Origin of the sequence: Chitinophaga sedimenti, assembly GCF_023156195.1 — a bacterium.
Classification (GTDB): domain Bacteria; phylum Bacteroidota; class Bacteroidia; order Chitinophagales; family Chitinophagaceae; genus Chitinophaga; species Chitinophaga sedimenti.
The window spans coordinates 5,726,898-5,745,000 of sequence record NZ_JAKUKA010000001.1 but is presented as its reverse complement, the minus strand read 5'-3'; the positions used below and the strand labels follow the sequence as shown (position 1 = coordinate 5,745,000).

Here is an 18,103-nt window from a genome sequence, read left to right as displayed (position 1 = left end):
TCGAGGGCCGCAGCAAATGCTCCTTTAGGTTTAGGCGGAGTGGGGGCTTCTGCTTTCTTAGGTTCTTCTGCCACCGGCGCCTGGACCACCTCTGCAGCCGTTGTATCACCGGCGCCTGCGCCCTGTAAGGCCTCTGCATTACCAGCAGCTACCTCTGCGGCAACGGGATCTTTCTCCTTAGCCATGAGGCCTTCGCCCGCTTTCGTAATATTAAACGTCTGCAGGTCGTACAGCGCAAAACCTTCCTCGCCCGTGTTTTTCAATAACAGGCCCTGATCGCGCCGATTCACTTTTATCAGGAAACTTTGTTCGGGATATTCATTTTTGGGAAAGCCCACCGTTACCGGCACTGCGTCTCCCTGCTCCATTTTAGGCAGTATTATATATCCTTTGGGCGAAGAGCTGAGCACTTGCCCTTTATACTTCAGGTAAAAAGGCTGGCTTTTTTCGTTCTGGATGTACACGAAATAATTCGTCTTGTCCTGCGCTGACAGGCTTCCACCGATAAACAGGCAGCACAAGGCATATATGATTCTTTTCTTTATTTGATGCATAATTTTCTGCGCGTAAGTCTTTACAGAACAAATATTATTCCAGTACCACCAATACCTCTCCCTTTTCCACCGCAGTACGCTCTTTCACCTTAATTTCTTTCACGGTAGCATCGAACGCGGATTTAAAAACGTTCTCCATTTTCATGGCTTCCAGGACCAGTACCGGGTCTCCTTTGGCGATCTGCTGTCCCGGTGTTACCAATATTTTCAGGACCATGCCGGGCATGGGCGCCTTAATATCGTTCACCTTCTTTTTGCCGGCATCTTTGATGCCCATGGAGGCCAGCAGCCTGTCCATGGGTTCCTCAAGGGCCACTTCGTACTCCTGGTGTTCAATTTCAATGGTCACCGTTTTGGCGTCCCGGTCTATTTTCAGGACCTGGGCCAGGTAACTTTTACCATCGATCAGCAGGTGATAATCCCCCGAAGGTGTTTGTATGGCGCTCCAGTTCACGGACTGGCCATTGCTGCTGATGCCGGTGTTGCTGGCGGTAATCTCGAACGTTGCTTTGGCGTTTACGCTAGTTTTAATCATAATCCTGGCAGGTGCTATACTTACAAAAGTAACAATTTTAACCGCTTGCGTTGTATTTGGCCCATTTGTTTAAATTTGGGGCTTCCCTCCTGCCGGAGGGCTTATTTTTGATTAAAACGCTTTACATGCATCCAAAGAGTAAACTGCTTTGCCTGCTGTTGGCCGGTGTTACCGCTACTGGGCTGTTCCAGGGCGCCCGCGCACAAACTGCAGAAGCTAATGAGAACGAAAACCCGGCACTAAAAATCTACCGGGCATCCCCTACCAAGATCAACGACCTGGTGCACACGAAGCTGGATGTGCGCTTCGATTATGCAAAGCGATACCTGAACGGTAAAGCGTGGATCACCCTCCGCCCCCACTTTTATGCTACCGACAGCCTGCTGCTCGACGCCAAAGGAATGGATATCAAGGAAGTAGCGGTGGTAAAAGCCGGTAAAAACACGCCGCTGAAATACGACTACGATGGCTGGCAGCTGAACATTCACCGGACAAACAGTATAAATCCACCGAATCATACATCATTTATATTGATTATACCGCCAAGCCCGATGAGCTGACCGTTAAAGGCAGCAGCGCCATCACCGATGCCAAGGGCCTGTACTTTATTAATCCCGACGGCAAAGATCCCAATAAGCCGATCCAGATATGGACACAGGGCGAAACAGAGGCTTCGTCTGTATGGTTCCCTACCATCGACAAAAACAACCAGAAAACGACTTCCGAAATCAGCATGACCGTTCAGAAGAAGTACGTGACCCTCTCCAATGGTAAACTGGTAAGCCAGAAACCTAACGCAGACGGCACCCGTACCGATACCTGGAAAATGGACCAGCCCCACGCGCCCTACCTGTTTATGATGGCCGTAGGTGATTTCGTGATCACAAAAGATACGCCCTGGAAAGGCAAAGAGGTAAGCTACTACCGGGAAAAGGCCTACGCCCCCTACGCCAAAGCGATATTCGGCCACACGCCGGAAATGATGACCTTCTACTCAAAGATACTGGGCATCGACTATCCCTGGGTGAAGTACTCGCAGATCGTGGTACGTGACTACGTATCCGGCGCCATGGAAAACACCACCGCTACCCTGCACGGCGAAATGGTACAGAAAACCGACCGCGAACTGCTCGACGATAACCACCTGGCAGAGTCTGTGATCGCGCACGAGCTGTTTCACCAATGGTTTGGCGACTACGCCACCTGCGAATCCTGGAGCAATTTGACCGTAAACGAATCGTTTGCCGACTACAGCGAATACCTGTGGCTGGAACATAAATTCGGTAAAGACGCGGCAGACGCTCACCACCTGGAATCCTTACAGAACTACTTCAGCTTCGTGGGTTATGCCGGCGATCGCGACCTGGTACGCTTCCACTACCGCGATAAGGAAGATATGTTCGATGCGGTAAGCTACCAGAAAGGCGGCCGTATCCTGAACATGTTGCGCAATTACGTGGGTGACGACGCCTTTTTTAAATCACTGAACCTGTATTTGAAAAACAACGCTTATAAAGCTACCGAGTCGCACCACCTTCGCCTGGCATTTGAAGAAGTGACCGGCCAGGACATGAACTGGTTCTGGAACCAATGGTACTTCGGACAGGGCTATCCCGAGCTGGACTTCAACTACGAGTACAACGAAGCGGCTAAAACCGTGAAAGTAACCATCAAACAAATTCAGAAGGGAGATAAGATTTTCACTTTACCTTTTGCTATTGATGTGTACGAAGGCGGTAAAAAAACACGCCACAAAGTAACCGTAAAGGATAAGGAAGAAGCATTCACCTTCGCATACAGCAGCAAACCGGACTTCGTAAACGTAGACGGCGATAAAATTCTGCTGGCGAAAAAGACCGACCACCGCGATATCAATACTTATATCTTCCAATATAAGAATGCGCCTAACTTCCTGGACCGCCGCGAAGCCATTGAGGCTACCCTGCGCCAGCACACCACCAACGCGGCTGCCCGCGAAATCGTGATTGCTGCGCTGAAGGATAAGTACGAAGGACTGCGCGCCATGGCCGTTAGTGGTCTGAAACTGGACAATGCCGATGTAAAAGCTGCCGCGTTGGATAACGTAATCGCCCTGGCGAAAAACGATCCGGCTTCTGTAGTAAGAGCTGCGGCTGTTGCCCAGCTGGCAAAGCTGAAAGACCAGCAATACGCACCGCTGTTCGAAGCAGCGTTAAAAGATAAATCGTATGCGGTAGCCGGTGCTGCCCTGGCCGCGTTCAATACACTGAACCCGGAAAACGCTTACGCCACCGCCAAGAAACTGGAACCCGAGGCAAAAGGCGCCCTGATGAGCTCCATCGCCGCGGTGTACACCAAAAAGGCAGATCCTGCCGATATAGCATTCTTTGCGAAGCAATTTGAAACTGCCGGCGGACAAAACGCCAAGTTTAACGCGGCGCTGCAATACCTCGCGATGCTGAGCAAAGTAGATGACAACGCAGCCTTCACCAAAGGGCTGGATGGCATTAAAAGCTTCGCCGACCAGCTGAACAACGGTATGGCTAACAACTACTTCATCAACATGATGCAGCCCATCGTGAAGAAGAAGCAGGAACAGGCGGCCAGCGCTTCCGGCGCAGCTGCTGAAACGGCTAAACAACAGGCAGCATATACCGAAAAGGTGATCGCTGAACTGCGTGCAGCCAAAACCGAAGAATAATTTTCTTCCTGTAGGTTGATAAAAGGCCCGGTGGTGTTATAACCGCCGGGCCTTTTTTTTATCTTTATAAGGTACAGACAGAATCCACACGTTATGCCGTTACTGCTTTCATTCGCCGCTATCCTGTTATTGATCGCCCTCATTGTGGCCCTTAAGCTGGATACTTTCATCTCATTCATCATTGTTAGCATTTGCCTGGGACTCGCCGTGGGCATGGACATTACAGCCATCATTGCCGCCATTACGGGCGGTATTGGCGGCACCCTCGGCGGACTCCTCATGATACTGGTATTTGGGGCCATGTTAGGGAAGATTGTGGCGGACAGTGGGGCGGCGCAGCAGATTACGACTTCGCTGGTGCGGTTGTGCGGCATCAAAAATATTCAATGGGCCATGGCCCTGGGTGGCCTGCTCATCGGCTTCCCTATGTTTTACACGGCCGCCTTCGTGATCGTGGTGCCACTGATCTTCGCCACGGGTATGACTACCCGCCTGCCGCTAATGTACATCGGCATCCCGATGATCGCGGCGCTGAGCGTATCGCACGGCTTTTTACCGCCGCACCCCTCGCCTACCGCTATTGCAGGACAGCTGCACGCCGATGTGGGCAAAACCCTGCTGTACGGCGTGATCGTCGGCGTACCCATTATTGCCATTGCCGGTCCCCTGTTCGCGCGGTCGCTGAAAAAATACCGGGTAACACCCAACCCGGACCTCGTGCATGTACAGCATTTGCCGGAAGATCAATTACCGGGACTTGGCGTAAGCATGCTTTGCGCACTGCTGCCTTTATTCCTGCTCACCCTGACCACGGTCACCAAACCCTTTGTGATGCCCGGCAGTCCCATCGCGAAAGTGATTTCCTTTATCGGCGATTCCAACCTGGCCATGATGATATCCGTACTGGTGGCGGTTTACCTGCTGGGCCTCCGACGCGGGCATAAGATGAAGTTTTTGATGAAGCAGCTCGAAGAAGCCGTAAAAGGATTGGCCCCCATGCTGCTGATCATTGCCGGATCGGGTATTTTTATGCAGGTCATGAAAGACGGGGGCATGAACAAATACATTGGAGAATCGCTGAAAAACCTGCCTTTATCGCCATTGGTACTGGGCTGGACGATCGCCGCCATTATCCGCGTATGTGTGGGCTCCGCTACCGTAGCAGGGTTAACTGCAGGCTCCATCCTGCTGCCTTTGCTCACTGCCCCTATGCACCTGCAACCGGAGCTGATGGTACTTTCCATCGGCGCCGGCAGCCTGATGTTCTCCCATGTAAACGACAGCGGCTTCTGGCTGTTTAAAGAATACTTCAACTTAAACCTGAAACAGACCTTTGCCACCTGGTCGCTGATGGAAACCATTGTAAGCGTAACCGGCCTGGTTGGCGTACTGCTATTACAACAGGTGTTGGCGATGCTTGCCTAAAAGTGATAAGAAAGGCCCAGGCCTGCAATGCCCTGGTTCCCGAAAAAAGATGCATTATCAAACATATACTGACCGCGCAACTCGAAACAACCATCGTCGAAGCCGGAGCCGTAACGCAGGCCGGCATTTACAACAGGGCCATTCGTGTGCATATCCCTTCCTTTTTTAGAACCGCTGTTATGCAGCCCATAACCTGCGCCAAGAAAGAATCCGAAGCGGCGCGAACTACTACCGGGTGCGTTTTTGTTACCGAAGTTGAATTCACATAACAATGGCAGATCTACACAATAAGAAGAGAAATCCGTACTGCTTGTTTCTTCCGAGAGGTTGCTGCTGTTGCCGGTAAGCGTACCGCCGAGAAATGCGCAGTGCGTACCTACAGAAAAACTTACCTCATCCCCTAACGCCAGCAGGTTTACACGCGGCGAATACACTAAGCCGATTGCGGTGGTGGGCCGGCCGAAATAAAACCCGGCGCCCAGTGAATGAGAAAACTAACACCGCCATCTTGAGCGGACGCGTGGAAAGTACAGGCTAACAATAAGGAAATAATAAGTAGACAAGTTCGCATAGAGATAATAGATTATGCGAAAAATAGAAGTTTGCGTGCACATACGCAACAGGTATTACGGGGACGGTTGCACGAATGAATAACCGGCGCTTACACTTTTATCGGGCGATCTTCCCCGTCGTTCCAACGCCGGGCGTTTGGTGCAGCGGAGTGCCTCCGATCCAGTGATCCAGCGCGGCATAACCGGTATAGTCTTCTTCGCCTTCGAGAATTTCTTTGCCAAGCTCCGTGATGCAAAGCTGGTCGCCGCCTTCGATTACCCCGGCATTCCGCATCCGCTGCGTAATAATATCCAGCTGAAAGTCGCCGAAGCCATAAATCTTCAGTTCATTCCAGAAGCGGTTATAAAGGTTGTACCAGGGCGCACAACCCAGTTGTAAATGTTGCAGGAAGAAACGCTGGATGGCATTGAGGCCATCGGTTTTATTGGGTAACCGCTGCAACTGCGCCTGCAGGGCTTCTGCGAGAAACAACAGGTTGCCGGCGGGGCGTTTCCGCATATCGTTTACTTTGGATGGATCATCGCCCATGTATGCCGCCCAGGTATCAAGCGCCAGCTGCCAGTCGGCATCGCGCAACGTTACCCGTTGTTCGAACAGCGGTGGATAATGATGCGGCAGCAATACGCCAAAACCTTTAAAGTTCACCACTTCGGGGTGATGATTAATGGAAACGAGACTAACTTTCGGAAGGGTAATCTTTAATTCACGGAGGAACCAGAGCACGAACAACAGGTTCAGCTGGCAAAACACATCAAACTCAAACCAGAGTACCAGTTCGTCGTAATCGCCGGCCTGCTGAAGTTTCTTCAGTTCACTGACAATGCTGTCCTGGTAATTCGCGATATCTATCCCAAAGTGTTCGTGCAGGTGTGCGGCGCGTTCTGCAAAAAGGTATCGATGTCGGGCGCGGGGGCTACCCGGCCTTCACACATCATTTCGCGGCATACCACCAGGTCGCCGGGAATACCGGATTTGCGGAATACTTCGAGCGTTGCATCTCCATTCAGCACATGCAGATAGTTCATACCCAGGGGCATTTCATATTTTATCCGGTATGAAAGGGGATAATAAGGGTTTTCATATTGGGGATTACCAGTTGCCGCTGGCGCCACCGCCTACACCGGACCCGCCGCCGAAGCCGCCAAATCCTCCTCCGCCGCCACCACCGGACCAGCCACCGCCGCCGCTGCTGCCACCGCCGAACATGCCACTGCCAATCATGCCGCCGAGGAAGCCACCGCCCCAGCCGTCGTAACCACGACGACTGAAAGTGCCGCCTCCGCCACCACGACCGCCGCCGCCACCGCCGCGCATCACGAAGATCATGATCAGGATAAAACCGATGATGAGGGCACCGCCAAGGAAGCCGCCCGGTACTTCGTCCTTCTTTTGGGCACGGCGTGATATTCGCCGGCCGCGGCCTTCATGATGCTGTTAACGGCATCGTCGAGGCCCCGGTAATAATTGCCTTCGCGGAAAGCGGGTTTGATTTGCTGGTCAATGATCCGGTAAGCGATTGCATCCGGCACCACGTTTTCCATCCCGTAGCCATTCTCGATGCGCACTTTGCGATCGTCTACCGCCACAAGGATGAGCAAACCGTTGTTCTTATCTTTTTTACCAATGCCCCAGGTACGCAGGATTTTTATACCTACTTCTTCAGGCGTATACTCGCCCAGCGTACGCAGGATCACAATGGCTATTTCCGTGGAAGTACTGTCTTCGTAAGCCTCCAACTTTTGTTCCAGTTTTGCGGCGTCTTCGCGCAACAGGGCGCCCGCGAAGTCGTTCAGCAAACGGGGAGGATTGGGCGCGGGGGTATATCCTGCGCGCCGGCAGCGAGGCCTGCGAATACTAAAGTACAGAGTAGTAACCAGCGGAAAATCTTCATTGCTCTTGCTATAATTTATCGGCCAAACACGATATCGTCAGGTAATTCATTTTTATCATCCGCCTCATAGGGAAAATAATGGCGCAGCGATTCGCCCACTTCCTTTACACATTGTTCAATGCCTTCCACAATGAGGTTGCGCGAAAAATAGTCGCGCAGCAGCAGCGCTTCCTTATGCCAGAAGTCGCCTCCCACCTTTTCGTGGATGCCCTGGTCGCCAAGGATGGCGAACTGATGGTCCAGTAAGGCGAAGTACAACAGCACGCCGTTGCGGTGTTTCGTTTTTTCCATGCCCAGCCCCGCAAACACTTCTTTGGCGCGGTCGAACGCATCTACATAACTGCAGCGGCTTTCCACAAAAATGCGGACTTCCCCGCTTGTCAGGCGTTCTGCCTGCCTTACGGCGGCCACCACTTTGGCCTTTTCTTGTTCGGTAAACAGTTCTTTTTTCGGGAACAGGCGCATGGACGCTATGATTTAAAAACGGGGAAACGGACAGGCCGCCTCCCCGTTGCTATCTGTATAAAATTAGAATTGAACTTTAGGTGCTTTCTCTGCGCCTGCGTCGGCTTTAAAGTAACCGCGCTGCTGTAAACCGGCAAAACCGGCTACCAGGTTGTTAGGGAAAGTACGGATGGTGGCGTTGAACGACCCAACAACGGTATTAAAATCGTTGCGGGCGTTGGCGATCCTGTTCTCTGTGCCTTCGATCTGTGCACGCAGTTCGCCGAACTGGGCGGTAGCGCCAAGCTGCGGGTATTGCTCCACGCTTACGAGCAAACGACCGAGCGAGCTTCTCAGTTCGCCTTGTGCTGCCTGGAATTCGTCTATTTTGCCCTGGGTAAGTTCGCCGGTGTTCTGAATAGTGACAGAAGTAGCTTTTGCACGTGCATTGATTACTTCGGTAAGGGTGCTCTTTTCGAAATCAGCAGCGCCTTTAACGGTAGCTACCAGGTTATCGATCAGATCGGTACGGCGCTGGTATTGGGTTTGTACTTTACTCCAGGCTTCGTTTACACTTTCATCGGCTTTCTGGAGACTGTTGTACTTACCGCAACCGGCAAAGCCAACGATCACTACAAGAATGAGGACAACAATTAAAACAATCGAGGACTTCTTCATATTATGTCGGATTTAAGTTTTTCCCGTACAGGGTTATGTCAAACCTACACGAATTTATGCAAAATGCAAAACAGTGGGAGTTTGCAGGTGCTGCCAGACGCCTCGCAACATAACGATTCTTAATACTTTTTAAAAAAAAACTTATACTTTATAATTAAAATCCACCACAAAATATCTATGTTTGAGGACGATATTTCGGATACAGTTGTGGTTAATACAAGTTTTACCGGCAATACGAACCATAGTAAAGCAAGACAAGGCAGCCGATCATGTGAGCGTAAAAACAGGCTGCCGCTGTTTGCAACCCGCTTATTTTTATTACCTTACATTTAAGTTTACAGCGTTAGATGAGTCAACAACAAATACGCATCCTCTATATAGATGATGAAGTACATAACCTGAATGCATTTAAAGCGAGCTTCAGAAGATTATATGCCATTCACACCGCAGAATCGGCCGAAGAAGCGTATAAGTTACTGGAAGAGAACGATTTCCACATCATTATCTCCGACCAGCGCATGCCCAAAATGACGGGGATCGAGTTTTTGAATCCATTCTCGAAAAACACTCCGAACCCATTCGTGTTTTGCTGACCGGTTACGCGGACATTAACGCGGTGATCGACGCCATTAACAAAGGGCAGGTGTACAAGTACTTCTCTAAACCCTGGAACGAAGACGAACTCAAACATAACATCGATAAGGCCTACGAAGTTTACGCTTTGCGTAAAGAAAATCGTGAACTGACAGAAAAGCTGCTCGATGTAAACGAGAAACTGGAGTTTTTGCTCCGCCAGAAATTGATTTCTTAGGTTACCAACATATCAACTCTTTTCAGCCGCCGTTGTCACACCCTTCGGCGGCTGTTTTATTATCCCCGGGCTGGTATTATTTTAAAGGATCCTGTATGGATCCTATATGGTTCCTATATGCCCCTTCACTACCAGCAAGGGTTTCAGCGCACGAGCATATAGGATGCATAAAGGATCGATATACCCAAACTGATGTTAATTCACCGGAAAATACCTTCCTTACCCCGTCACCCTTTCGTTGCCGCTTCAATAAATGTGTTCCCCCCTTCGTCATGGCGAGGAATGAAGCCATCCCTGTATTCCTGTCTTCGCTCCGGCAACACGACCGTCAAAAGCACGGGGAAAGGGCAGGTAAAGGGCAGTTAAAGGGCAGGCAAAGGGCCCAGGCCCTTCTCAGCATGCTTCCAGGTGGCTCCATTCCCGCTAAACCCTAGTAAACACTATGGTTTTCACGAGGTGAAAAATTCAAAAGATCCGGTTGGAGAGCGTAACACTACGGCGGCTGATGAGCTTTTACTAAAGCTAAGTGACCAAATTCCTTTAAATTGCAGCCATTGTAAACGTCAAATTAATCAATCATACATCATGCAAGTTTGGAAAGATTACCAGGCTAAAAACAAAGACAGGTTCCTGGAAGAGCTGCTGTCGCTGCTGCGCATACCTTCTGTAAGCGCAGACTCCAGGCACAATGAAGACACCAAACGCTGCGCAGAAGCGGTGAAGGAGCGCCTGATCGAAGCAGGTGCGGAAAATGTGGAGGTTTGCCCTACAGCAGGCCACCCTATTGTATATGGCGACAAAATCATCGATCCCTCCCTCCCTACGGTGCTGGTATACGGCCACTACGACGTGCAGCCCCCGGACCCACTGGAACTGTGGCACAGCGGCCCGTTTGAGCCGGTAATTAAAGACGGTAAAATATATGCCCGCGGCTCCGCCGACGACAAAGGGCAGTTTTATATGCACGTGAAAGCGGTGGAAACACTCATCGCCACCAACACGCTGCCCTGCAACGTAAAATTCATGATCGAAGGCGAAGAGGAAGTAGGTTCTGCCAACCTCGGCATCTTCATCAAAGAAAATAAAGAGCGCCTGAAAGCCGACGTAGTCCTCATTTCGGACACTGCGATGATCAGCCTTGAAAATCCTTCTATCGATACCGGTCTGCGTGGCCTGTCATATATGGAAGTAGAGGTAACCGGTCCTAACCGCGACCTGCACAGTGGTGTGTACGGCGGCGCCGTGGCCAACCCTGCTACGATTCTCTGCCAGATGATCGCCAGCCTGCACGATAAAGACAACCACATCACCATCCCCGGCTTCTACGACGACGTGGTAGACCTCACCGATGCAGAACGCAAGGCATTGAACGCCGCGCCGTTCGACCTGAAAGAGTACATTACCGACCTGGAGATTGCTGATGTTTGGGGCGAAAAAGGTTACAGCGTGTTCGAGCGCACCGGTACCCGTCCTACCTTGGAAGTAAACGGCATCTGGGGTGGCTACACCGGTGAAGGCGCTAAAACCGTACTGCCTTCCAAAGCATTCGCGAAAATTTCTATGCGCCTGGTGCCCAACCAGGACAGCCACAAAATATCCGACCTGTTCAAAGCACACTTTGAGAAAATTGCGCCGAACTATGTAAAGGTGAAAGTAACGCCTCACCATGGTGGCAACCCATATGTGACGCCTACGGACCACATCGCATTTAAAGCGGCTAACAAAGCGTATGCGGCCACCTTCGGCAAAGAGCCGATTCCCGTACGCGGCGGTGGTTCTATTCCCATCGTGGCGCTGTTCGAAAAAGAACTGGGACTGAAAACGGTGTTAATGGGCTTTGGTCTGGACAGCGACAACCTGCACTCACCAAACGAGAAATTTGACCTGGCGAACTTCTATAAAGGGATCGAAACGATTCCTTATTTCCACCAGTATTTTACAGAAATGAGCAAGAAGTAATTGCTTTTTGACGATAGTAAACTGCGCTCCAAATGGGGCGCAGTTTTTTTAGGTGAACTTCCTGCCAAAATAAAAAAGCCGTGCTCTCAACGAACACGGCTTCCTTATTTATAGCAATTGTTTATTATTTGATTGCTGCGATACCAGGCAGGGTTTTGCCTTCGAAGTATTCCAGCATCGCACCGCCACCGGTGGATACATAACTTACTTTATCGGCCAGGCCAAACTGGTTTACTGCTGCTACGGAGTCGCCACCGCCTACCAGGCTGAATGCGCCGCTGGCAGTAGCTTTCACGATAGCGTCTGCCACAGATTTGGTACCGTTCTGGAATTTCTCCATTTCGAATACGCCCATCGGACCGTTCCACAGAATGGTTTTAGACTGTGCGATCACATCGCTGAAGGTTTTAACAGACTCAGGTCCTACGTCCAGGCCCATCCAACCAGCAGGGATATTGTCGTTGGAAACCGTCTGCGTGTTCGCGTCCGCAGCGAATTTGTCGGCAGCTATAGAATCAGAAGGCAGGATTAGCGCAACACCTTTTGCTTTGGCTTTTGCCAGCAGGTCGAGCGCCAGTTCCAGTTTATCGTTTTCCACGAGGGAGTTACCAATTTCTTTGCCCTGTGCTTTCAGGAAAGTGTAGGCCATACCGCCACCGATGATAATGTTGTTGGCTTTCTCCATCAGGTTTTCGATGATGAGAATTTTGTCGCTCACTTTCGCGCCGCCGAGGATGGCGGTGAAAGGGGCAGCAGCACCGTGCAGTACTTTTTCCGCATTGTTCACTTCTGCTTCCATCAGCAGGCCGAACATGCGCTGCTCAGCAGGATAGTATTCAGCGATAACCGCTGTGGACGCGTGTGCGCGGTGCGCGGTACCGAAAGCATCGTTCACATAAACGTCACCCAGTTTTGACAGCTGTTCTGCAAATGCTTTGTCGCCTTTCTCTTCCTGTTTGTGGAAACGGAGATTTTCGAGCAGCAGTACTTCGCCGGCCTGCAGGTTTGCAGCCGCTTTTTCAGCTACTTCGCCTACGCAGTCTTCTGCGAATTTAACAGTAGCGCCGTCCAACAGTTTCACGAGGTGGTTTACCAGGTGTTTGAGGGAGTATTTATCGGTGGGGCCATCTTTTGGCCTGCCGAGGTGCGACATGAGGATCACAGATCCGCCATCCGCCAGTATCTTTTTGATCGTGGGTACGGCCGCTTTCATGCGGGTATCGTCGGTGATCTCGAATTTATCGTTAAGGGGTACATTGAAGTCCACACGGATCAGGGCTTTTTGCCGCTGAAGTTGTAGCCGGAAAACTTGCTCATATTTCCTGGGTTTTAAGAAAGGTTAGTTAAACAAGAAGGGAGAAAAGATAAAGGCGCAGAACACCTTTATCCCTTCTCCCTTTCTATATAAAAGAAATTATTTGCTGATCAAGCCAGCGAAGTGTTTCACGGTGCGAACGAGCTGAGAAACATAGCTCATTTCGTTATCGTACCAGGAAACAGTTTTCACCATCTGAACGTCGCCCTGTGTCATCACTTTAGTCTGCGTAGCGTCGAACAGTGAACCGTAAGTGATACCGATGATGTCGGAGCTTACGATTTCGTCGGTAGTGTAACCGAAAGATTCGTTGGAAGCAGCTTTCATTGCTTCGTTGATTTCTTCAGCGGTTACTTTTTTACCCAGGATGGTAGTCAGTTCGGTGAGTGAACCGGTAATGGTGGGTACACGCTGCGCGTTACCGTCCAGTTTACCTTTCAGGCTGGGCAGTACCAGGCCGATCGCTTTAGCAGCGCCGGTGCTGTTAGGTACGATGTTAGCGGCAGCAGCACGTGCGCGGCGCAGGTCACCTTTCGGGTGCGGCGCATCCGGGTGTTCTGGTCGTTGGTGTAAGCGTGGATGGTGGTCATCAGGCCGGTAACGATACCGTATTTGTCTTCCAGCACTTTCGCCATAGGAGCGAGACAGTTGGTGGTGCAGGAAGCGCAGGAGATAACTGTTTCAGAACCGTCGAGAATGTCGTGGTTAACGTTGAAAACAACTGTTTTCAGGTCGCCGGTAGCGGGAGCAGAGATTACTACACGTTTAGCACCTGCAGTGATGTGTGCCTCAGCTTTGTCTTTGTCAGTGAAGAAACCTGTACACTCGATTACTACGTCGATATTGTGTTCTTTCCAGGGAATCTGGGCAGGATCTTTCTGTGCGTATATTTTAACCTCTTCGCCGTTAACGGAGATGGAGTTGTCGGTGCTAGTAACTTCTGTTTCAAATCTACCTTGAGCCGAATCGTATTTTAACAGGTGAGCCAATACCTTCGGGCTGGTGAGGTCGTTGATTGCTACCACGTCGATACCAGGCATGTTGTAAATCTGACGGTATACGAGGCGACCGATACGACCGAAACCATTAATACCGATTTTGAGAGTAGTTCCCATTTTACACTAAAGATTTGAAGATGAAAAAAATTGAGTAGCAAATTTACGAGGTGGGTAGCTATAAATCAATATAAATTTGCGTTAAGAAAATTATTTTGGAAATATAAAAAGACGCCTTACCTTTGCAATCCCAATTACGGAATACGCCGCGTTGGTCAAGGGGTTAAGACGCCTCCCTTTCACGGAGGAATCACGGGTTCGAATCCCGTACGCGGTACACGAAAAAAAAGGAACAGATGCTATCTGTTCCTTTTTTATGCGCCTTAGCGTTAACCGACGGACACACTTCCAAATCAATATCTTCTTTGCGCTACGGCATATCAAGGAGGAAAGCCAAAAGACTCATTTAAACGCCTGCCGAAAATCCAGCGGACTTTGACTGGTTTTGCTTTTAAATAGCTTATTGAATGACTGGGGATGTTCAAACCCAAGCTGGTAGGCAATTTCGCTTACTGACAATTCGGTGGTGGCGAGCTTTTCTTTTGCCTTTTCAATCAACTTCTCGTGAATGAGCTGCTGCGTGGTTTGTCCGACGTGCTGTTTCAGCATACTGCTAAGATACTTGGACGATATATTGAGCGCATCAGCCATGTATTGCACGGAGGGCAATCCTTTTGACAGCAACTCCTCATCATCAAAGTAAGCAGCGAGCACCGCCTCTAACCGTTCTAAAATACGGTGATTCGTAATTTTCCGGGTAATGAACTGCCGTTGATAAAACCGCTCGGCATAGCTAAGGAGCGTTTCGAAACTGGAAACAATGATGTCCTGGCTGAACTTATCAATGTTTGAATGATATTCGTTCTTTATACTCTTTACAATATCATTTATAATCCCCTCTTCCTTTTCCGAGAGAAACAAGGCCTCATTAATGGAATAACCAAAGTATTCGTAACGCTTTATTTTCCCGGCAAGCGCTGTATTCCATAAAAAATCCGGGTGCACAAACAGCATCCAGCCTTTAAGATCAGGCGGCACCCCGTTCGCTTCACCCCGCAATATTTGTCCCGGTGCTATAAAAGCCATCAACCCTTCATCAAAATCGTATTTCTGCTGCCCGTAATACAGGTTATCGCACCCACGCTTCATCGACACCACATACAAATCGAAGATAACGGCCTCAATACCGGTATCGTTTTTCATGCCCTCCAGATCTATAATGCTTACGAGCGGATGGTGGGGCTTGGGAAGCCCCATAAGCCGGTGCAATTCCGTTACAGAGCTTATCCGGTAAGGTTTTGAATTTTCCATGATAGCGGTATATTTAATTTCTAAAAGGATATTTTAGCCATATCATCAACAATGGCATCGCCAGAAAAGGAATTTCTATCAGCGCCATTTTTAAATCGCCTGCCCGGAGCGCCAGTGCCATTATCAGCACAATAGACAGTGCATTTAGCACATTCCCCAGGAAAAACGTTTTGGGAATCAGCAGCAGTACGCCGACAATAAAAATAAAAACACCCAGGAAAGGCACCATCGGTTTGCTGATACCGAGCATTTCCATCATTTGCGCCGATTCAGCATTGTTGCTTAAATTTAGTGTATCCCAGGCGTGTTTAAAGCTGAGCGATACCGCAATAATCAGCAACAGCAGGGAAATTAAGTTTTTAATCATGATGTTTGCTTTTTATCGATTTCTAAACTTTTCAAACTCCCGGTGACCGAACTTCATCAGCTGGCCGGGCATGATCTTGCTCAACATCTTTATCACTTTAACTAAAAACGGTTTAATCTCCGGCGTATCATTTAAAAGCCCTTTGACCGCAAAGCTTACCATTTTATCCACCTCCATCATCTGCCGGGGATCAGGTTTTCTTGCCCATTTATTTTGCAGATTTGTATTTACGCCGGGAGGTATTACTTCAAATACCTTCACATTTGTTTTGCCGAGTTGCAGGCGCAAAGCCATCGTGTAAGCATGTATGCCTGCTTTGGATGCGCTGTAAACAGGCGCCGAGGAATACGCCATAAAGGCAATAGCGGAGGAAACATTCACAATAGCAGCAGATGGCTGATTGATCAGATGTGGCAGGAATTGCTGTACCATGTGGATGGGCCCGGACAAATTAATGTCTATTTCCCGGGTGATACCCGCTATGTCGACGCTGCCGTCCTGCAAATCGATCAGCCGCATTTCCCCGCATTGTTGATCATCACGTTTAGCCCGGGAAACTGCCGTGTAACGTTATTGTACAGGCGTTTGATATCTTCCGGCTTACTCACATCGCTTTGAAATATATGAATTTTCGGGAAACGCCTTTTCACATTATTAAGCGTATCCCGGTTACGACCTGTGACGATAACCTCCGCGCCCAGTTCAGTAAGTTGCCGCACAAATTCCAGTCCTATACCGCTGGTTCCGCCCGTAATCAGGATGGTACTGTTTTTCAGATCCATGTTACTACATTTTGTTGCTGCGAAGTTCCGCTATAGCCAACGGGGAAATGTATCCAAAAGTCGCAATATTGTAGTGAAAACTTCTTTTACGGCCCCGGGTAACATAAAAAAAAGGTGTGCAGCCGACCGCCGCACACCTTTCTACAATCATGTAGCATCTATCTCACCCTGTCCGGGTAAAAGAACATCCGCGCATACTGTAACTGCCCGTCTTTCGGCAGCAAACAATAAGACTGCACCAACCTCTTCTCATTGTTGACGGGCAAAAACATGCCGCTGACCGACAATTTGCTCATGTATTCATTATCCCCGAATGCCCACTGATCGGTAGTCCCTGCCTTTGTGCAGTAGATACTGGCCTGGTTCAAGAAGACTGCAGACATGAATGCAGGCGGCGCCACATAATTTACCAGTACCCAGCTGCCAGGCTTGATGTTCTTTGCCAGGTGGTAGCGGAATTCCTCACCAGTGTTAGCATCCTGGCGATACAGGAACATATCGAACGGCTCGTCACTGTCGGTGTATTGCACATAAAATGGTAGCTTATTCGTGGCAGTATCTGCGGCTGGCGGCGCAACCTCCAGTGGCTTCCATCCAGGTACATAAAATTGACCGACACCTTGTTATCGGACAGGCTAACTGGTTTGCTGAAAACCACCTGTTTCGTCAGGGTGTCGCGGAAAGTTAGCAGCACTTCGCCCCGCTCCCGCCGATGCGTAAATATTGTACTAAACCCTATAATTTCATTGGGTTGCACCAGTTTCTGCGTAGCGGAATAACGTGTTGTATCGATCGCTATCTCCGTGGCGTGAGCCCCACCATTATAACCATTCACCACCACATATAGCGCCTTCTCAGCCCCCAATTCTTCTTTGTTGCAGGCGGTAAATACCGTTAACAGCAGTAACAAGGATATTTTTATATTGATCGTTGTTCGCATATTTTAGAGTTCAAAGTTTTTGTGTACCGCATGGTGTTGCCAGACGGGGTTTCATAAAAAATAAACACCTTCGACGACGACGCCGTTGCTGAGGGCAAAGGCACGCTGGTCGTGGTAATGTTCCAGGTATACCCGGAGCCTTCCGTATAGTATTCATTCGTTCCGGCCTTGTAAATCAGCGCCCGGAAGGATACGGTCGTCTGCTGACCATTGTACAACTGCGGCGCGGTGGAAAACGTAGGAAGCGCCAGTGTTTCGGAATATACATTGGGGCGCACGTTCCTGATTCTGCCCATCTCCTCGATCACTTTCGGTGTTACATAGTATTTCACCAGTGCAATGTCAACCGGGCCACTGTACTTCGTCACCGTTGGACGGAACATAAAACTCACTTTCAGTTTGCCGCTTTCTACCGGCGCCACTTTCGGAAAACCACTCACCTTTCCATCCAGGTAAACAAAGTTGATTCGTGCCGGCGCATCCGCCTGTGTCATTGTCGTATCCAGCAACACCTTTCCATCCGCGTCGTCGGTAATCGAGAGGTTCACTGTGGTATGATTGTTCAGGAACGACACTGCCTGCGTAAAATCGAAGGCGCTGCCGGGCGGCAATGCTGTTTTAAAAGTGTCCAGCGCCACGCTGAGCGGCCGCCCACCACCGTTAAAGCCCTTGAGCGAAACAGGCAATACGTTCACTTCGTGAAGTAAATCACTTTCTCTCTTGTTGCAACCGGCCAGTACATACAGGCAAACACCTGCCAGTATCATGCGGCTTATATTTAAT

Annotated in this window: 24 protein-coding genes and 1 tRNA gene (1 of these 25 running past the window's edge); 7 read left to right on the top strand and 18 right to left on the bottom strand. The window is 49.8% G+C overall.

Going from position 1 to position 18,103, the window contains the following annotated elements:
- Both MKQ70_RS33050 and MKQ70_RS33045 read right to left on the bottom strand, forming a co-directional pair.
- A protein-coding gene (locus MKQ70_RS33050; RefSeq protein WP_248079367.1) for a hypothetical protein crosses the window boundary here: on the bottom strand, positions 1-554 show its 5' portion. 364 nt of this gene lie to the left of the window's left edge; the window shows 554 of its 918 coding nt (coding positions 1-554); its start codon is at positions 552-554; its stop codon lies off the left edge, out of view.
- Between the two features lie 34 nt (positions 555-588).
- On the bottom strand, positions 589-1,089 hold the full coding sequence (locus MKQ70_RS33045; RefSeq protein ID WP_248079366.1) for an acyl-CoA carboxylase biotin carboxyl carrier protein subunit: 501 nt from the start codon (positions 1,087-1,089) through the stop codon (positions 589-591).
- Positions 1,090-1,214: 125 nt separating this feature from the next.
- Here MKQ70_RS33045 and MKQ70_RS33040 point away from each other — a divergent pair, with 125 nt between their 5' ends.
- From MKQ70_RS33040 to MKQ70_RS33030, 3 genes are all read left to right on the top strand, one after another.
- Positions 1,215-1,649: a hypothetical protein gene (locus tag MKQ70_RS33040; protein WP_248079364.1), complete on the top strand. Its 435-nt coding sequence runs from the start codon at positions 1,215-1,217 to the stop codon at positions 1,647-1,649.
- Positions 1,544-3,769: a M1 family metallopeptidase gene (locus MKQ70_RS33035; protein WP_308199583.1), complete on the top strand. Its 2,226-nt coding sequence runs from the start codon at positions 1,544-1,546 to the stop codon at positions 3,767-3,769. Before MKQ70_RS33040 ends, MKQ70_RS33035 begins: the two co-directional genes overlap by 106 nt.
- Before the next feature lie 93 nt (positions 3,770-3,862).
- On the top strand, positions 3,863-5,194 hold the full coding sequence (locus MKQ70_RS33030; RefSeq protein WP_248079362.1) for a gluconate:H+ symporter: 1,332 nt from the start codon (positions 3,863-3,865) through the stop codon (positions 5,192-5,194).
- On the opposite strand, the gene MKQ70_RS33025 is transcribed toward MKQ70_RS33030, so the two are convergent.
- The 7 genes from MKQ70_RS33025 to MKQ70_RS32995 all read right to left on the bottom strand — a co-directional run bounded on the left by MKQ70_RS33025 (position 5,191) and on the right by MKQ70_RS32995 (position 8,780).
- The gene (locus MKQ70_RS33025; RefSeq protein ID WP_248079360.1) at positions 5,191-5,628 is read right to left on the bottom strand and encodes a hypothetical protein; all 438 of its coding nucleotides are present in this window, start codon (positions 5,626-5,628) and stop codon (positions 5,191-5,193) included. The two genes, MKQ70_RS33030 and MKQ70_RS33025, sit on opposite strands and share 4 nt — an antisense overlap.
- A gap of 235 nt (positions 5,629-5,863) precedes the next feature.
- Positions 5,864-6,490, bottom strand: coding sequence for a hypothetical protein (locus tag MKQ70_RS33020; RefSeq protein ID WP_248079358.1), 627 nt, complete (start codon positions 6,488-6,490; stop codon positions 5,864-5,866).
- A gap of 122 nt (positions 6,491-6,612) precedes the next feature.
- Positions 6,613-6,792: a hypothetical protein gene (locus MKQ70_RS33015; protein ID WP_248079356.1), complete on the bottom strand. Its 180-nt coding sequence runs from the start codon at positions 6,790-6,792 to the stop codon at positions 6,613-6,615.
- 64 nt (positions 6,793-6,856) lie between these two features.
- The gene (locus tag MKQ70_RS33010) at positions 6,857-7,093 is read right to left on the bottom strand and encodes a hypothetical protein (protein WP_248081896.1); all 237 of its coding nucleotides are present in this window, start codon (positions 7,091-7,093) and stop codon (positions 6,857-6,859) included.
- Between the two features lie 2 nt (positions 7,094-7,095).
- Positions 7,096-7,563: a TPM domain-containing protein gene (locus MKQ70_RS33005; RefSeq protein ID WP_248079354.1), complete on the bottom strand. Its 468-nt coding sequence runs from the start codon at positions 7,561-7,563 to the stop codon at positions 7,096-7,098.
- 110 nt (positions 7,564-7,673) lie between these two features.
- On the bottom strand, positions 7,674-8,123 hold the full coding sequence (locus tag MKQ70_RS33000; RefSeq protein ID WP_248079352.1) for a TPM domain-containing protein: 450 nt from the start codon (positions 8,121-8,123) through the stop codon (positions 7,674-7,676).
- A gap of 63 nt (positions 8,124-8,186) precedes the next feature.
- A complete protein-coding gene (locus MKQ70_RS32995; protein ID WP_248079343.1) occupies positions 8,187-8,780 on the bottom strand; it encodes a LemA family protein in 594 nt (197 codons plus the stop codon).
- A 347-nt stretch (positions 8,781-9,127) separates the two neighbouring features.
- Here MKQ70_RS32995 and MKQ70_RS32990 point away from each other — a divergent pair, with 347 nt between their 5' ends.
- The 3 genes from MKQ70_RS32990 (at position 9,128) to MKQ70_RS32980 (ending at position 11,550) form a co-directional block, all read left to right on the top strand.
- Positions 9,128-9,373 (top strand): response regulator, encoded by a 246-nt coding sequence (locus MKQ70_RS32990; protein ID WP_248079340.1) that lies wholly within the window; start codon positions 9,128-9,130, stop codon positions 9,371-9,373.
- Complete coding sequence (locus MKQ70_RS32985) at positions 9,367-9,591, top strand: response regulator (protein WP_248079338.1); 225 nt, start codon at positions 9,367-9,369, stop codon at positions 9,589-9,591. Before MKQ70_RS32990 ends, MKQ70_RS32985 begins: the two co-directional genes overlap by 7 nt.
- Positions 9,592-10,176: 585 nt before the next feature.
- Positions 10,177-11,550 carry a dipeptidase gene (locus MKQ70_RS32980; protein WP_248079336.1) on the top strand — a complete coding sequence of 458 codons (1,374 nt, stop codon included), beginning with the start codon at positions 10,177-10,179 and terminating at the stop codon, positions 11,548-11,550.
- 124 nt (positions 11,551-11,674) lie between these two features.
- Here MKQ70_RS32980 and MKQ70_RS32975 read toward each other — a convergent pair whose 3' ends face one another.
- The 3 genes from MKQ70_RS32975 to MKQ70_RS32970 form a co-directional block, all read right to left on the bottom strand.
- Positions 11,675-12,817, bottom strand: coding sequence for a phosphoglycerate kinase (locus tag MKQ70_RS32975; protein ID WP_308199302.1), 1,143 nt, complete (start codon positions 12,815-12,817; stop codon positions 11,675-11,677).
- Positions 12,818-12,964: 147 nt separating this feature from the next.
- A complete protein-coding gene (locus MKQ70_RS43530; protein WP_443657978.1) occupies positions 12,965-13,360 on the bottom strand; it encodes a hypothetical protein in 396 nt (131 codons plus the stop codon).
- Complete coding sequence (locus MKQ70_RS32970) at positions 13,303-13,980, bottom strand: type I glyceraldehyde-3-phosphate dehydrogenase (RefSeq protein WP_443657861.1); 678 nt, start codon at positions 13,978-13,980, stop codon at positions 13,303-13,305. Before MKQ70_RS32970 ends, MKQ70_RS43530 begins: the two co-directional genes overlap by 58 nt.
- Positions 13,981-14,125: 145 nt before the next feature.
- Here MKQ70_RS32970 and MKQ70_RS32965 point away from each other — a divergent pair.
- Positions 14,126-14,197: transfer RNA gene (locus MKQ70_RS32965), tRNA-Glu, on the top strand.
- A 125-nt stretch (positions 14,198-14,322) separates the two neighbouring features.
- On the opposite strand, the gene MKQ70_RS32960 is transcribed toward MKQ70_RS32965, so the two are convergent.
- The 6 genes from MKQ70_RS32960 to MKQ70_RS32940 form a co-directional block, all read right to left on the bottom strand.
- Positions 14,323-15,231 (bottom strand): helix-turn-helix domain-containing protein, encoded by a 909-nt coding sequence (locus tag MKQ70_RS32960; RefSeq protein ID WP_248079333.1) that lies wholly within the window; start codon positions 15,229-15,231, stop codon positions 14,323-14,325.
- A 13-nt stretch (positions 15,232-15,244) separates the two neighbouring features.
- Positions 15,245-15,598 carry a hypothetical protein gene (locus MKQ70_RS32955; RefSeq protein WP_248079331.1) on the bottom strand — a complete coding sequence of 118 codons (354 nt, stop codon included), beginning with the start codon at positions 15,596-15,598 and terminating at the stop codon, positions 15,245-15,247.
- 12 nt (positions 15,599-15,610) lie between these two features.
- Positions 15,611-16,117, bottom strand: coding sequence for an SDR family NAD(P)-dependent oxidoreductase (locus tag MKQ70_RS32950; RefSeq protein ID WP_282456931.1), 507 nt, complete (start codon positions 16,115-16,117; stop codon positions 15,611-15,613).
- The gene (locus MKQ70_RS40320; RefSeq protein ID WP_282456930.1) at positions 16,108-16,380 is read right to left on the bottom strand and encodes an SDR family NAD(P)-dependent oxidoreductase; all 273 of its coding nucleotides are present in this window, start codon (positions 16,378-16,380) and stop codon (positions 16,108-16,110) included. Before MKQ70_RS40320 ends, MKQ70_RS32950 begins: the two co-directional genes overlap by 10 nt.
- 158 nt (positions 16,381-16,538) lie before the next feature.
- Complete coding sequence (locus MKQ70_RS32945) at positions 16,539-16,910, bottom strand: hypothetical protein (RefSeq protein WP_248079329.1); 372 nt, start codon at positions 16,908-16,910, stop codon at positions 16,539-16,541.
- Between the two features lie 388 nt (positions 16,911-17,298).
- Positions 17,299-18,087, bottom strand: a complete 789-nt coding sequence (locus MKQ70_RS32940) for a hypothetical protein (protein ID WP_248079327.1) — start codon at positions 18,085-18,087, stop codon at positions 17,299-17,301.
- Between the last annotated feature and the right edge of the window lie 16 nt (positions 18,088-18,103).

Excerpts from the sequence above, each read along its gene's own strand:
- MKQ70_RS32990 (WP_248079340.1), top strand. The coding sequence starts at position 9,128 with ATGAGTCAACAACAAATACGCATCCTCTATATAGATGATGAAGTACAT.
- MKQ70_RS32940 (WP_248079327.1), bottom strand. The coding sequence starts at position 18,087 with ATGATACTGGCAGGTGTTTGCCTGTATGTACTGGCCGGTTGCAACAAG.
- MKQ70_RS32970 (WP_443657861.1), bottom strand. The coding sequence starts at position 13,980 with ATGGGAACTACTCTCAAAATCGGTATTAATGGTTTCGGTCGTATCGGT.
- MKQ70_RS32950 (WP_282456931.1), bottom strand. The coding sequence starts at position 16,117 with ATGCGGCTGATCGATTTGCAGGACGGCAGCGTCGACATAGCGGGTATC.
- MKQ70_RS33040 (WP_248079364.1), top strand. The coding sequence starts at position 1,215 with ATGCATCCAAAGAGTAAACTGCTTTGCCTGCTGTTGGCCGGTGTTACC.
- MKQ70_RS32955 (WP_248079331.1), bottom strand. The coding sequence starts at position 15,598 with ATGATTAAAAACTTAATTTCCCTGCTGTTGCTGATTATTGCGGTATCG.
- MKQ70_RS32980 (WP_248079336.1), top strand. The coding sequence starts at position 10,177 with ATGCAAGTTTGGAAAGATTACCAGGCTAAAAACAAAGACAGGTTCCTG.
- MKQ70_RS32960 (WP_248079333.1), bottom strand. The coding sequence starts at position 15,231 with ATGGAAAATTCAAAACCTTACCGGATAAGCTCTGTAACGGAATTGCAC.
- MKQ70_RS33000 (WP_248079352.1), bottom strand. The coding sequence starts at position 8,123 with ATGCGCCTGTTCCCGAAAAAAGAACTGTTTACCGAACAAGAAAAGGCC.
- MKQ70_RS40320 (WP_282456930.1), bottom strand. The coding sequence starts at position 16,380 with ATGGATCTGAAAAACAGTACCATCCTGATTACGGGCGGAACCAGCGGT.
- MKQ70_RS33015 (WP_248079356.1), bottom strand. The coding sequence starts at position 6,792 with ATGAACTATCTGCATGTGCTGAATGGAGATGCAACGCTCGAAGTATTC.
- MKQ70_RS32995 (WP_248079343.1), bottom strand. The coding sequence starts at position 8,780 with ATGAAGAAGTCCTCGATTGTTTTAATTGTTGTCCTCATTCTTGTAGTG.
- MKQ70_RS33045 (WP_248079366.1), bottom strand. The coding sequence starts at position 1,089 with ATGATTAAAACTAGCGTAAACGCCAAAGCAACGTTCGAGATTACCGCC.
- MKQ70_RS33010 (WP_248081896.1), bottom strand. The coding sequence starts at position 7,093 with ATGATCTTCGTGATGCGCGGCGGTGGCGGCGGCGGTCGTGGTGGCGGA.
- MKQ70_RS33030 (WP_248079362.1), top strand. The coding sequence starts at position 3,863 with ATGCCGTTACTGCTTTCATTCGCCGCTATCCTGTTATTGATCGCCCTC.